Raw genomic sequence first — 14,549 nt, 5'->3', positions numbered from 1 at the left:
GTGATGAGATTGTTTAATTCACGGTGGGGACGCTTTGTAGCAGCAGGAACTATGGCAATTATGCTTGGTTCTGTTCTAAGCGGATGTACAGTCATAAGTGACCCCAAGGGTTTGATGAGAAAACCAATGATGTCCACCGATAAGGAGAAACTGTACAACGTGGTTCAGGTTAAACTGCCGCCAGAGAGTACATTGATTCGTCCCAAGGATATGAATAATACCAGCATGATTCGGGTGGAAGACCTGAACGGGGATGGAACTCGGGAAGCGATTGTTTTTTATGAGACACCAAATGAGAATGTGCGAATCCATGGCATGATTTTGGAAGAGCAGGGAGGCACATGGGTTAAAAAGCTTACATTTGATGTGCCGGGAAATGAGCTGCAATCCTTTAAAGTATTGGATATTACGAATGACGGAAATCCGGATATTATTCTTGGTGTAAGTCTGCAGGAGCAGAAGGCCCTAACTGCATATTCCTACAAGGGCGGGGCACTGGAGCAGGTCTTGGGTGGAGTTCCGTATAATCAATATATCATTGATGATGCGCAGGGGAACACGCTGGATTTGAGCGGAGATGGTAAAAGTGATTTTGTTATCATTTCGCTGAACAACAGCGGTTTTGCAACGATTGCGTTATACCAGTATGAAGATGGCAGCTTCAAGGAAGTTGATCGGGTGCAGACCGATTATACCGTTAAAGAAGTTTATAATGCTCTGGGCGGAGAGATCGCGGAAGGACAGATGGGCATTGTACTGGATGCCGAGCTGGATGATCGGAGTTCCTTCTCGCAAATTATGTATGTTAAAGATAACAAGTTAGTCAATGCTTTCAAATCACCGGATCAAACGTATAGAGATGACAAAATTTTAAGCGGTGATGTTGATAATGATGGTATTATTGAGTTTGGACTTAAAGAGACTCCGAAAGGCTGGGAGCATTACGTATTTGACTCTCGGTTGTGGTTCTACACATATTATCAGTGGGATGGAAAAGACAGCAAGAAATTTGTCTCATTCCAATTCCGGGATGATGCTGATTTATTTCATCTAAATCTCAAACCAGAGTGGTACGGTAAGATCACTATTGACACCAAATCGGAAAAGGAAAAATATATTCGATTTAAAATGATTGATACGGACGAAACCGTGGCAGAGATCAAATATTTCACCCTTTCCAAGTGGGAACAGGAGAAGGGTAAAAGCTGGAAGGAAATTACGCGTACCAAAGATCGGGTTATTGCTTCACGAGTAGCACAATCAGAGGCGGGTAAAGATGCACTGAGCAATACTTCCCAGCTGAATAGAAAGGGAGAACTTAATGAGTAAAGTACTTATTCTTGAGGATGAAGAATCCATCCGCAGTTTTATAGTGATTAATTTAAAGAGAAACGGATTCGAAGTGCTTGAAGCGGGTGACGGTCATGAAGCGCTTCGCATACTGCAAACGGTACCGGATATTGATCTGGCTCTGCTGGATGTCATGGTACCTGGTATTGATGGATTCGAGGTGTGTCGACGGATCCGTGAGACCAATGAACGCTTGGGTATCATCTTTTTAACCGCAAAAGTGCAGGAACAGGACAAAGTGTATGCACTTTCCGTTGGTGCAGATGATCATGTAAGCAAGCCTTTCAGCCCTACAGAGTTGATTGCGCGTATTCAGTCTTTATTACGCCGTGTGAACGTGCATCGGGAAACCGCGGCAAAGGTTACGTTCCAGTCTGGGCCATTTTCACTGGATCTGATCTCGAAGCAATTCAAGAAACAGAATGAAGCCATTGAATTGACTCCAACGGAGTTTTCCTTGATTCAGTTTTTCCTGGAAAAAGAAAATACACCGCTCAGCCGCGATGTGTTGTTAGATCATGTATGGGGAAAAGAGTACATGGGTGATCCAAAAATTGTGGATGTCAACATTCGTCGTCTGCGTCAAAAAATTGAGAACAATCCTTCCGAGCCCGAATACCTGCAGACAGTATGGGGTCACGGGTACAAATGGAAGGGCCGGGAGCAATGATTAAAAAAGGCATTACTCGGCAGATCGTACTACATTATTTCTTTGTGGTTTTTCTCGCTCTGCTGTTGGTCGAATTCGTATTTATGTTGGCAGTTCAAAGGTATTATTATGAAAGTATCTACAATACGATTAGTACCCACATTTCTAATTCAAAGGACTTTTTCGAGCCGATCGCTCGTGAGAATACTACGGAGGATGGCAATAATCTGTCCAGATTGATTGTGAATTTGGCCTTATCCAACACTGAATTGGAAATTTTGGATCTGAACGGGCGCGTATTGGCGAGTTCAACTGCTTTTGAATCCGACCGTGCTGTGCTGCAAACCAGTGATATTATGCAGGCTCTGAATGGGGATATGGGACGCTGGATTGGAAGACAACCAGGTACTGGAGAATCCGTCATGGCCGTTTCACACAAGTTTGATCTGGGCGGCGAAAATACTTATGTTATTCGTTATCTGACTTCACTCGAAGATGTGAATTCAAAGCTGTTGAATATGGGACTACTCGCCGCTGCGGTCGGTGTTGGCGTGCTTGCTATAGTGTTGATCATCAGCATTGGTATGGCAAATTCCATTGTACGTCCAATCAACAACATCACCGCAGTATCTGCCCAAATGGCCAGAGGACGGCTGGATGTCAGGGTTAAGGGGAATTATAAGCACGAACTGGGTGAATTGGCATCAACACTTAACTTCATGGCACATGAGATTGTGCGCAGTAATCAGATCAAAGATGATTTTATCTCTTCGATCTCCCATGAATTAAGAACACCTCTGACCAGCATTAAGGGCTGGAGCGAGACACTGGACTCAGGTGGTTATGATCCGGAAGAAACCCGTATCGGGATGGGCATCATTTCTAAGGAGACCGAACGACTGATTGGACTTGTTGAAGAGATGCTGGATTTCTCCAAATTGCAGCAGAATCAGATGAAGCTGGTCAAAGGAACGGTCAACATTCGTGAAATTGTACAGGAAACGATGTTGAATGTCTGGGCCAAAGCGGAACAAAAACAGGTCCATCTCAAGTTGGAAACGGACGAAACTCGTGCTTATAATGTCCATGGAGACGGCAACAGATTGAAACAAGTCTTCTTAAACATTGTTGATAATGCGATCAAATTTTCACATGAGAATTCCTGGATCTTCTTGTCTATCAAAGAGGAGAATGGTCAGATCATTGCAGCAGTTCAGGACACCGGTATCGGAATTAGTGAAGAACACCTTATCAAAGTACGGGACCGTTTCTTCCAGGTAAATCATCAAAATGGGGGAACCGGATTGGGTCTTGCGATTACGCAAGAACTGGTAGAACTGCACGAGGGGACGATCACGATGCAGAGTGAACTTGGATCTGGTACAACCGTTACGGTTACATTACCGGCTGTGTCTGAGGAGATGGGTACAGAAGAATCTGAAACCGCGTCTAATGATGCTGAATTCACAGATGAGCGAACAGCAAGTGATACAAAATCGGATATAGAAAAGTCTTAAGATTTTAAAAGATAAGAGACTTTTCTACCTGACGATCGAGCATGTACGCTTTATAACATCCATATCAACACAAAAAAAAGGTGAGCCATCCAAGGCTCACCTTTTTTGCATATTATTATGAAGAAAGTTCACCAGTGCGCAGGCGCCCACTTTTTTCATATACTTCTTTCAACATACGAACAGGTTGCGTACGGACAGCCGGTTTAGCAGAGATGATCTCGTTAGGTCCAACGACCACAATTTCATCCGCCGTACCTTTAACGATTGCACCGTCCTTGATTATTGCACCTTCACCAATGATGGCGCGTTCGATGTGAACCCCACGGCCTATGCGTGCGTTAGGCATAACAACACTGTCTTTAACCTCAGAGCCTTTGCCTACTTCTGCCCCGCAGAAGATAACGGAACGTTCTGAACGACCTTCGATTGCACAAGAGTCGTGAATCATGGAAGTAACATGTTCGATCTTTGTATGTCTTGCTTTGTAAGCACTTGGCTTGGAGCGCCAGTCGCGAGTAAACATCGGCCAGTTTTCTTTTTGCAGACTCCAGTCTTCCTCGTTGTGTAACAGATCCATATGTGCATCCCAAAGGCTCTTAACCGTACCTACGTCTTTCCAATAACCATTAAAGTTATAGACAAAGAGGGGATTATTTTCGTTCAACATTTGAGGAATAACATCTTTACCGAAGTCATGGCTGGATTCAGGGTTAGCGGCATCTTCCAAGAGATGGCGTTTCAGATAATCCCATTTGAACATGTAGATGCCCATTGAAGCCAGATTACTTTTTGGTTCAGCCGGTTTCTCGGCAAACTCGGTTACACGCAAATCCGCATCAGCAGCCATAATCCCAAAGCGATGTGCTTCATCCCATGGAACTTCCATAACTGAAATCGTTGCTGCGGCGTTATTAGCCTGATGAGCCTCCAACATATCACGATAATTCATATGATAAATATGGTCACCCGACAAAATTAGAACATTTTCGGGGTTTTGTTGGTCAATATAGTCGATATTTTTATAAATAGCATCCGCCGTTCCCAAGTATTCGTCATTTCCTGTATGATAAGATGGAAGCAAGGAGATTCCTGCCTCACTTGAGTTGCCATGTCCCCATGGTTCTCCTCCACCGATATGATCGTGTAACGATTCCGCTTGGTACTGCGTCAATACTCCTACAGTATCGATCCCTGAGTTTACGCAGTTACTGAGAGGAAAATCGATGATCCGGTAGTGCCCGCCAAACGGTACAGCGGGTTTTGCGATACTTGAGGTTAAAGGGGCTAATCGCTTCCCTTCTCCTCCCGCCAACAGCATAGCGATGCAATCTTTATTAAACATAATCGTTTCCCTCCCAAAATATTGTGCATTGTAGTACATCATTAACGCAAAGTAGAGCAAATGAAACGATTGTTACTGTAAAAATTCTGAAAATGTACAACATTTTCTAATTCACCGCATTTTTCTTTTCAACTTGGCTAGAATGGGGTAATGGTTACTGTTATATCTATTTTCTTGAGAAGAAGGTGATCTCTTGGCCATTCAACCGTTAGCACACCCGGATATATTGCCGGAGCATATTTATTTATTTCATGAAGGTAACCTTCATCACAGTTATCGAATGTTGGGCGCGCAGCCTGAGACTTGCGATGGCCTTCAGGGGTATCGCTTTACCGTGTGGGCACCAAATGCCGTAGAAGTGGGACTGGCTCTGGACCGCAATGAATGGAAAGGCGAAAAGGAACCTTTATATAAGATACCCGAATCAGGATTTTGGAGTCGTTTTTTTCCGGAAATCAGCGAAGGAACTTTATACAAGTTCCGTATATTAACGGAAGATGGAACAGAATTGCTCAAAGCGGACCCATATGCGTTTCAAGCAGAGGTTCGACCACAGACAGCCTCTGTCACCAGTTCAATCGAAGGGTACAAATGGAATGATGGAGCCTGGAGACGCAAACAACGTGCCATGTATAACAAACCTCTACATATTTACGAAATGCACATGGGAACCTGGAAGCGCAAAGAAGACGGAAGCCTCTATAGTTATCGCGAGATGGCTGATTTGCTTGTTCCTTACTTATTAGAAATGAAATATACACATGTTGAAATGATGCCCCTTAGTGAGCACCCATATGACCTTTCGTGGGGCTACCAAAACACAGGGTTTTATGCGCCTACCAGTCGTTATGGGCATCCAAAAGATCTGATGTATCTAGTGGATACACTACATCAGGCTGGGATTGGCGTATTGCTGGATTGGGTTCCTGCACATTTTGCCAAAGACGCTCATGGGTTGCGTATGTTTGATGGTACGCCTTTGTATGAGTATGCAGATCCGATGTTAGCAGAGAAGCCGGGTTGGGGTACACTCAGCTTTGACTACTCGAAACCTGAGATTCGTTCATTTCTGATCTCCAATGCATTATATTGGATGGAGATGTATCATTTTGACGGACTCCGTGTTGATGCGGTTACGAGTATGCTTCGGCTTGATTTTGAGAAGCAGCCAGGACAATATCGTACCAATGATGAAGGCGGTCTTGAGAACAAGGAAGCTGTAGCCTTTTTGCAGCAGCTGAATGAAACGGTGTTCAAGTATTTCCCTTATGCATTGATGATGGCTGAAGAATCTAGTGCATGGCCAATGGTGACTTTACCTGTAGATGAAGGTGGTCTGGGTTTCAACTACAAATGGAACATGGGCTGGATGAACGATACGCTTGATTACATGGAATCTGATTTTCATGAGCGTCCTTCCAAACATCATTTGCTGACTTTCCCGGTCGTATACTCCTTTGCTGAAAATTATGTGCTACCTCTGTCACATGACGAGGTTGTTCATGGCAAAAAGTCGCTCCTCGACAAGATGCCAGGAACCTATGAGCAGAAATTTGCCGGCATGCGTGCTTTTCTGGGCTATTTTATGACTTTCCCAGGGAAAAAGCTGTTGTTTATGGGTGGAGAATTTGGCCAGTTCATCGAATGGAAAGATGAGGATCAACTGGATTGGTTCTTGCTGGATTATGACAGTCACCGCAATTTGCATAAGTTTGAGCGTGAGCTGTCTAACCTGTACTTGAGTGAAAAAGCTTTGTGGGAGCTTGATCATTCCTTGGACGGTTACGAATGGATCACTCCGGATGATCAGGACCAGAGTGTCATTTCATACGTACGCAAAGGAAAAAAACCTGCGGATACACTCCTTGTGCTCATTAACTTTCAGCCGGTCAAGCGGGAGCGTTACCGGATTGGTGTCATGCGTCCCGGTATGTATACCGAAGTACTGAACAGTGACCATTCCGTTTACGGCGGTTCAGGCATTACTAATGATATGCAACTGCCTACCGAAAAGATTCCTTTTCATGGGCATCCGCATAGTCTCGAATTGGTATTGCCTCCGCTGAGCATCGTGATTCTAAAAAAGAATACGCGTCGGAAAACGGATGAATCACCTGCGAGTATCACTTCCGTCAGTTCAAAAACGAAGAATAAAAATGAAAGCAACACGCTCAAACCGAAGAGGAGGACAAAGGCATGAATATTCTATTTGCTGCTGCTGAAGTACATCCATTTATCAAAACAGGAGGCCTTGCTGACGTAATCGGTGCTCTCCCGTTTGCATTGAAGAAGAGCGGGGCAGATGTGCGGGTGATTATGCCTAAGTACAAGGGGATTCCCGATGAGTATAAAGACGCGTTACAGCCCGTAATTACAACGGATGTGCCTCTTGGCTGGCGCAGACCCTATTGTGGAATAGAAATGCTAATTCATGATGGGATTCCAGTATATTTTGTGGATAATGAGTATTATTTTGGGCGTGATGGAGTGTACGGTTATATGGATGATGGCGAGCGTTTCGCCTTCTTCAACCGTGCGGTTCTCGAAGTGTTGCCACAAATTGAGTTCAAACCTGACGTGCTGCACAGTCATGACTGGCATGCAGGAATGATTCCTTTGGTGCTTGAAGCCCATTACAGACATGATTCATTCTACAGTGATATTCGTACGGTATTCACCATACATAACTTGTTGTACCAAGGGGTATTCCCGCATGAGTTATTCAGTGAAATCCTTGAGCTGGACGATCGATATTTCACCGTGGATGGAGCCGAATATTATGGTAATGTCAATTTCTTGAAAGCAGGAATTGTGTATGCTGACCATGTGACAACCGTAAGCCCAACATACGCACAGGAAGTGCAAACGTCTTATTATGGATACGGCCTGGACGGACTGCTCAGTTCACTTGGAGATCGTTTCAGCGGGATTGTGAACGGAATTGATACCAAGAGTTACAACCCGGCAACGGACACCAAAATTCCAGTGAAATACAGAACAAGTCTGTCCAAGAAAACGGAGAACAAAATTGAGCTGCAAAAGGAACTTGGACTTCCTGTTCGTCCTGATGTACCACTTATGGTGATGGTGACAAGGCTCGTGGATTCTAAGGGGCTTGATCTGGTCTGCCGTATCCTGGATGAATTGCTGTACTATGATGACATTCAATTCGCGGTACTGGGAACAGGAGAGCCTATGTATGAACACTGGTTCCGTGAAGCCGCTAATCGTTATCCGCTCAAAATGTCTGCCCAGATCACGTTTAACGATGGGTTATCCCGACGTTTCTATGCTGGCAGTGATATCTTCCTGATGCCATCGAGGTTCGAACCATGTGGTATTAGTCAGCTACTGGCTCTGCGGTACGGTAGTGTGCCTCTCGTAAGGGAAACAGGCGGTCTGAACGATACTGTGCATGCATACAATGAGTTTACTGGAGAGGGGAATGGCTTCTCATTCACGAGTTTTAATGCACATGACATGATGAATACCATTCGGCGTGCTGAGGAGATCTACAAACAGCCAGAACACTGGAAGAAAATTGTGAAAAATGCAATGGGCGGAGAATACAGTTGGAACGTCTCAGCTGAAGAATATATGGACATTTATCGTCGGATCACACTTGACCCTGTAAACTGATGCAATCCTGAATGAGTCACAGCATTCCTGCTGTGGCTTTTTTTTAATCAAATAAAAAAACTTCCAAAGTTCAGAATGAAGTATCATCTGTGACGGTGGAAGTGTTTTTCTTTTCTTTTATATGACTGTTCAGAATTTAAACCTCAGTAGTGTTGGATGGTTGTCGGATCAAGCTGTCTGTACAAAATGCGGTACCCATAGGGGTCAAGCTTAATATTCATCATTCCATCGGTTGGAAACACAGGCTCTTCAGTTAATGCATCCTTCCAGTCTTTTGTTTCCATAGGATGAGAAAGCGTTTGATCTTGAGGTGTATTGTTCATCCATACGGTAAAATGAAGGTTGTCATCCACACGCTCGTACACGATACAGGGATCATTGTGATCAGCCTTGAGAAATCGGAAGCGTCCTTTGCGCAGGGCTTCATTGCTTTTGCGTAAATCGATCATCAGACGATAGAAATCATACAATTCTCTGTCTTGCTTGGCCGGGTCCCATTCCATACATTTTCGACAATCCGGATCAGCATCACCACTAATTCCCACCTCATCGCCGTAGAAGATACAAGGTGTACCGATATAGGTGAAAAGAAATACAACAGACAATTTTAAACGGCGTTTGTCTTCTCCTAACCGGGTTAGCAGTCGTGGGGTATCGTGGCTGCAGAGCATATTAAAGATCACTTCGTTGGTCTGTTGCGGATAGCGCATAATCAGTGAACCCATCTCGTTGGCAAAATGATAACCATCCATTGAACCGCAGAAGAACTGAAGCACTTTGTCAGCAAATGGATAATTCATGACCGAATCGAATTGATCTCCCATAAGCCAGGTCAAGGAGTCGCTCCATACTTCACCAACAATATAGGCTTCAGGATTCGCTGCCTTAACAACCTTGCGAAAATCACGCCAGAAATGGTTGTCCACCTCATTTGCTACATCCAGACGCCAGCCATCCAACTTGATTTCCTTAATCCAGTACTCTGCTACATCAAGTAGATATGCCTTAACCTCAGGGTTGGCTGTATTGAACTTGGGCATGTTGCCGTAGAACCCAAATGTATCGTAGGTTGGTATACCATCCTTGATTTGAATCGGATATTCATTGATGTGGAACCAATCGGCATACTTAGAGTTTTTTCCATTCTGGAGAACGTCTTGAAAAGGAGGGAAGTCTTCGCTGCAATGGTTAAACACTGCGTCAAGCATGACACGTATACCTAGGCGATGACATTCTTCTGTCAATTGTTTGAGCAGGGCATTATCACCGAAATGGGGGTCGACTTTTTTATAGTCAATCGTGTCGTATTTGTGGTAGGAATTGGCCTGGAATAACGGGGTAAAGTAAATGGCGTTCACGCCAAGTTCAGTTAGGTCATACAGATGATCCAGCACACCTTGCAGATCTCCACCAAAATAATTGTCCAACTCAGGTTTGCCACCCCAGTCATGCGTTTCTTTTGGATTCAGCTTGGGATCTCCATTAGCAAACCGTTCAGTCATGATCTGATAAAAGACGGCTTCTTTGGCCCACTCGGGCACCTTAAACACATCAATTTCATGTATATACGAGAACTCATAATATCCTCCAGTTGGATAGGGGGTCTCATAATGAATTCCATTATCCGCTAGAAAAACATCTTCTGAACCGGCAGTTATCCGAAATATATAGGTGAGACGTTTGAATTGTGGCTTGACGGCAGCCTCCCAATAATCAAACATGTTATCCGAAGCAGACTTCTCCAATTGAATTTCCTTGTACGTTCCATTCCAATCGTACTTATCTCCGGTTAGTGCAGTCACGTATTGCACATCATTACGTTTGGTTCGTACGCGCAGATGTATGGTAGACGAATTATAGGCATAAGCCCACTTGTCACGAGGAACATGATACATGGCTTCGAGCAGCATGACAGCACCTCCTGAATATAGGATAAGTTATAGAGGTTGTTCAAAAGCCCGCTTCTGATTACAAGTGATGCCTATCGGCATCATTGGCATCGAATATGGAATTCAGCCGAAATGTCCGTTGCTCACGTAGTTTTGCCTACGCTCCGCTACTCCATTTCTAGCTTCATCCCATCTTCTCGGTACTGAAAACCGCTCTTTTGAACACGCACTTATAGTTATAATTAACCAAGTTAGCCAGCAAATGAATCACATTTACTGTAATAAAATGTATTATTTTCATCGTTTTCAAAGGTTTCTTTCACAGCATCTCCAGCTTCTTGCTGAATATACTTACAGATAAATCAAGAAAAGGGTGCCTTGAACAAGCTTGGATTTCAAGTTTGTTCAAGGCACCCTATATAACATGTTGAAAGTGAATCTTAGCGAATAGATTGCTCGAACTCTGTACGGATGGTTTGAAGCAGCTCTGGCTGGCTCAGTACGTCATAGGCTGTTGTAGCAAGTGCCTTGGCTCCCAGAATCATGCCATCCAGCGCGCGCTCCTGAAGTGCAAGGTCACGGAAGGCTATGGAGTGCAGGGTATGAACCTCATCCACAACACGGATGTACGGATGGATTGCAGGACATTTCAGGGAAACATTACCGATGTCCATGGAGCCATGATCATTACCACTTACAATCTCTTCTTGCGGGATGCCGAGTTCCATGAGATTTTGACTAAACGCAGCTGAGAATGCTTCATTGGTAACCATCTCGTCATAGGACGTTTCATAGTTGGATGTCACCAGCTTGCAACCTGTCTGGAGAGCAGATCCTTCAGCAATCTGAATTACACGTTCTGTGAGGATATTCAGTTCTTTGCGAGTTGCTGCACGTACATAAAACTGCGCAGAAGCATAGTCAGGAATGATGTTTGCTGCCTGACCTCCGTTGTTGATCACACCATGAATCCGAACGGTGCTTTTCACTTGTTGCCGGAATGCATTGATTCCGTTGAACGTTTGAATGACGGCATCAAGTGCATTAATACCTTCGTGCGGACTTGCAGCAGCATGTGAAGATCGGCCATGGAATTCAAATTGCACAGCGTCAATCGCCAGCGAGCTGCCTGACTTTTCGTAGGCATAATACGGATGCGCCATAAGGGCAACATCACAGTCATCGAACAAGCCTGCTTCCGCCATCGGAACTTTGGCACCACGTGTCTCTTCTGCGGGTGTACCAAATACTTTAATCGTTCCACCTACTTCGTCCAGAATGGATTTCAGCCCAACAGCAGCTCCAAGACTCATCATACAGATCAGATGGTGACCACAAGCGTGACCGATCTCCGGCAAGGCGTCATATTCACACAATAACGCAATGGTAGGGCCGGGTTTGGCGGCTGAATAGGTTCCGATAAAGGCTGTCTCCAGTCCAAGGATTGGAGCCTCTACAGTGAAACCGTGATAGACCAGTTCTTCTTTTAGACGAGCAGAAGCAAGGAACTCTTCATTTCCCAGTTCGGGATTGGCACCGATATATGATGAAATGGCTTTAAAACGGGAAGCATATTGATCAATAACCGTCAGTATCTGTGATTTGTTAGATGTCATTAGTAAACTCCTTATGCAAAAATGAAAATAATTCATTGATTATATCATGTTTGCTTCAATTTTTCAGAAACAAGTCAAGATTTGTAATGTCAAAATGCATTGCATAATCATGCATTGTACTTTATAATGACTCAGTCATCAACATGAGAAGCATACAAAGTATTGTAAGGGGAGAGAACAAGGTTGAAATTAATAAGTCGTTACACCATGATACTGTTGACCTTTGTTATTCTGCTGACGACTGCCGTTCCTGTGGCATTTGCAAGTGGAACTACAGATAATTCAAGCAGTAAAAAGCTGGTGCTCGGTACAAGTGCCGATTTTGCACCATATGAATTCCATAAAGTGATTAATGGCAAAGATGAAATCGTCGGCTTCGATATTGAGATCGCCAAAGAGATTGCCAAAGATCTTGGCGCTGAGCTTGTGATTGAGGATATGGGCTTTGACGGTCTTCTGCCTTCGTTGCAGAGCGGGCGTGTTGATCTGGTGATTTCAGGTATGACGCCGACGGATGAGCGGAAGAAAAGTATCGATTTTTCCGACACCTATTATAAATCAAAACAAGTGATTATGGTTCGCAATGTGGATAAAGACAAATATCCAACTATGGCAGAACTTGAAAATGCGAAGATTGGCGTTCAGAAAGGCTCCATTCAGGAAACGATCGGACAGAGTATTCCAGGAGCGAAGCTTACTGCGCTAGATAAAATCTCGGATATCGTGCTTCAACTGCAAACAAAACGCATTGACGCGGCAATCGTTGAAGATACCGTTGCTGCAGGTTATCTGGACGATATCATTGGACTTGCTGCTGCTGTTCCGGACGAAGAGCAAGCAGAAGCGGCAATCGGGATTCGCAAAGGTAATACCGAGCTGCTAGCTGCAGTAAATGGAACACTGGAGCGATTGAAAAGTGAAGATAAAATCAATCAGATGGTGACTGACGCCAGCCTCTTGATGGCGGATAAAGCGAACAAATCACAAAATATTTTCCAAGTATTCTGGGAGTACAAAAGTTTCTATGCTACAGGAGTAGGATACACACTTCTGTTGTCCGCACTGGGTGTTATTTTCGGGGTAATTATCGGATTAATCATCTGTTTGTTCCGTTTGCATGACGCTGCAATCTTGCGCTGGATTGGTACTGCTTACGTTGAAGTGATTCGTGGCACACCGATGCTGGTACAATTAATGATTATTTACTATGGTTTTTCCCTGAGCTTTGGCATTAACTTTACTGCACTTCAGGCAGGTATCATTACACTTTCAATCAATAGTGGTGCATATCTGGCAGAGATTTTCCGTGCGGGTATTCAAGGTGTAGATCGTGGTCAGTTGGAGGCAGCTCGTTCCCTAGGTATGGGAAGAGGCGATGCGATGCGTTATATCATATTGCCACAGGCCTTCAAAGCTGTATTACCGGCAATCGGTAATGAATTCATAACCATCATCAAGGAATCCTCTATTATCTCCGTTATCGGTATGGTGGACATTATGTATCAGGCAAGTGTGGTCAAAAACATTACGTATCAAGGCTTGAGTCCATTTTTGATTGCAGCAGCCATCTACTTTGTATTAACGTTCATTTTGTCCAAGCTGCTGGGACGACTGGAAAGGAAGTTGAGTGCAAGTGATAGACGTTAGACAATTACACAAATCTTATGGAAATAACGATGTGCTTAAAGGCATTAACGTGACAATTGGCAAAGGTGAGGTTGTCGTAGTCATCGGCCCTTCCGGTTCAGGTAAAAGTACTTTCTTACGTTGTCTGAACCTGTTGGAACAGCCTACCTCGGGTGAGATTGATTTTGAAGGCGTGTCAATCACTGATCCGAAGCACAACATTAATGCAACTCGGGAAAAAATGGGCATGGTGTTCCAGCATTTCAACCTGTTCCCACACAAAACGGTTCAGCAAAACATCACGATTGCTCCAATTAAAGTGAAGAAACAATCCACTCAGGAAGCGGAGAAAATTGCTGCTGATCTGCTTAACACCGTGGGCTTGTACGATAAAAAAGATACATTCCCGAATCAGCTGTCTGGTGGACAGAAGCAGCGGATCGCCATTGCTAGAGCATTGGCCATGCAGCCGCATGTGATGCTGTTTGACGAGCCTACTTCGGCACTGGACCCCGAGATGGTCGGTGAAGTGTTGGATGTCATGAAACGTCTTGCAGAAGGCGGGATGACGATGGTCATCGTAACACATGAGATGGGTTTTGCACGTGAAGTGGGAGACCGGATCCTGTTCATGGATGGCGGGGTTATTGTAGAAGAGGGAACACCTGATGAGGTGTTTGGAGCACCAAAAAATTCACGTACACGTGATTTTCTTGCGAAAGTACTCTAAACGAAGTGATCAAATAGCGTTACTGACTTCGAGTCGGTAACGCTATTTTTTATGGATAATAATCACGTATGAATTCGAAAAAGTAACTATTCTGTTACCAAATGTAAAGTATCGGATCTCCCAACTTTTCTAAAGTATCCAGTATTCTTAATTATGCTTACATGCTAAAAAACCATTTGGTAAGAATTACT

At 44.2% G+C, this 14,549-nt stretch carries 10 protein-coding genes; 7 read left to right on the top strand and 3 right to left on the bottom strand.

The genetic code is table 11. The features are described 5' to 3' along the window. The first annotated feature begins 9 nt into the window (after positions 1 to 9). From NZ043_RS26985 to NZ043_RS26975, 3 genes are read left to right on the top strand one after another with little or no spacing between them, the layout of a single operon-like run. A complete protein-coding gene (locus NZ043_RS26985) occupies positions 10 to 1,329 on the top strand; it encodes a hypothetical protein (protein WP_289389504.1) in 1,320 nt (439 codons plus the stop codon). Next, positions 1,322 to 2,020, top strand: a complete 699-nt coding sequence (locus NZ043_RS26980) for a response regulator transcription factor (RefSeq protein WP_017688086.1) — start codon at positions 1,322 to 1,324, stop codon at positions 2,018 to 2,020. The genes NZ043_RS26985 and NZ043_RS26980 overlap by 8 nt, the downstream gene beginning before the upstream one ends. After that, positions 2,017 to 3,516 (top strand): HAMP domain-containing sensor histidine kinase, encoded by a 1,500-nt coding sequence (locus tag NZ043_RS26975; RefSeq protein WP_133385182.1) that lies wholly within the window; start codon positions 2,017 to 2,019, stop codon positions 3,514 to 3,516. Before NZ043_RS26980 ends, NZ043_RS26975 begins: the two co-directional genes overlap by 4 nt. Positions 3,517 to 3,631: 115 nt before the next feature. On the opposite strand, the gene NZ043_RS26970 is transcribed toward NZ043_RS26975, so the two are convergent. Beyond that, positions 3,632 to 4,858, bottom strand: coding sequence for a glucose-1-phosphate adenylyltransferase (locus tag NZ043_RS26970; RefSeq protein WP_091029400.1), 1,227 nt, complete (start codon positions 4,856 to 4,858; stop codon positions 3,632 to 3,634). 193 nt (positions 4,859 to 5,051) lie between these two features. Between NZ043_RS26970 and glgB the strand changes: the two genes are divergently transcribed. Further along, a complete protein-coding gene (gene glgB, locus NZ043_RS26965) occupies positions 5,052 to 7,058 on the top strand; it encodes a 1,4-alpha-glucan branching protein GlgB (protein ID WP_091029402.1) in 2,007 nt (668 codons plus the stop codon). Beyond that, positions 7,055 to 8,497: a glycogen synthase GlgA gene (gene glgA / locus NZ043_RS26960; protein WP_133385181.1), complete on the top strand. Its 1,443-nt coding sequence runs from the start codon at positions 7,055 to 7,057 to the stop codon at positions 8,495 to 8,497. Before glgB ends, glgA begins: the two co-directional genes overlap by 4 nt. A gap of 143 nt (positions 8,498 to 8,640) precedes the next feature. Here the strand turns inward: glgA and NZ043_RS26955 are convergent, their stop codons facing one another. Together NZ043_RS26955 and NZ043_RS26950 are read right to left on the bottom strand one after the other, a co-directional pair. Next, the gene (locus NZ043_RS26955) at positions 8,641 to 10,407 is read right to left on the bottom strand and encodes an alpha-glycosidase (protein WP_133385180.1); all 1,767 of its coding nucleotides are present in this window, start codon (positions 10,405 to 10,407) and stop codon (positions 8,641 to 8,643) included. Positions 10,408 to 10,826: 419 nt separating this feature from the next. After that, positions 10,827 to 12,002, bottom strand: a complete 1,176-nt coding sequence (locus tag NZ043_RS26950; protein ID WP_133385179.1) for a M20 family metallopeptidase — start codon at positions 12,000 to 12,002, stop codon at positions 10,827 to 10,829. A 183-nt stretch (positions 12,003 to 12,185) separates the two neighbouring features. Between NZ043_RS26950 and NZ043_RS26945 the strand changes: the two genes are divergently transcribed. Next, complete coding sequence (locus NZ043_RS26945; RefSeq protein ID WP_133385178.1) at positions 12,186 to 13,649, top strand: ABC transporter substrate-binding protein/permease; 1,464 nt, start codon at positions 12,186 to 12,188, stop codon at positions 13,647 to 13,649. Further along, a complete protein-coding gene (locus NZ043_RS26940; RefSeq protein ID WP_017688094.1) occupies positions 13,636 to 14,358 on the top strand; it encodes an amino acid ABC transporter ATP-binding protein in 723 nt (240 codons plus the stop codon). The genes NZ043_RS26945 and NZ043_RS26940 overlap by 14 nt, the downstream gene beginning before the upstream one ends. Positions 14,359 to 14,549: the final 191 nt, after the last annotated feature.

It is taken from the genome of Paenibacillus sp. FSL k6-2145, from assembly GCF_037976585.1.
Lineage (GTDB): Bacteria > Bacillota > Bacilli > Paenibacillales > Paenibacillaceae > Paenibacillus.
Note: the sequence above shows the minus strand (reverse complement) of the source record. Positions and strands in the feature narration are given on the sequence as shown.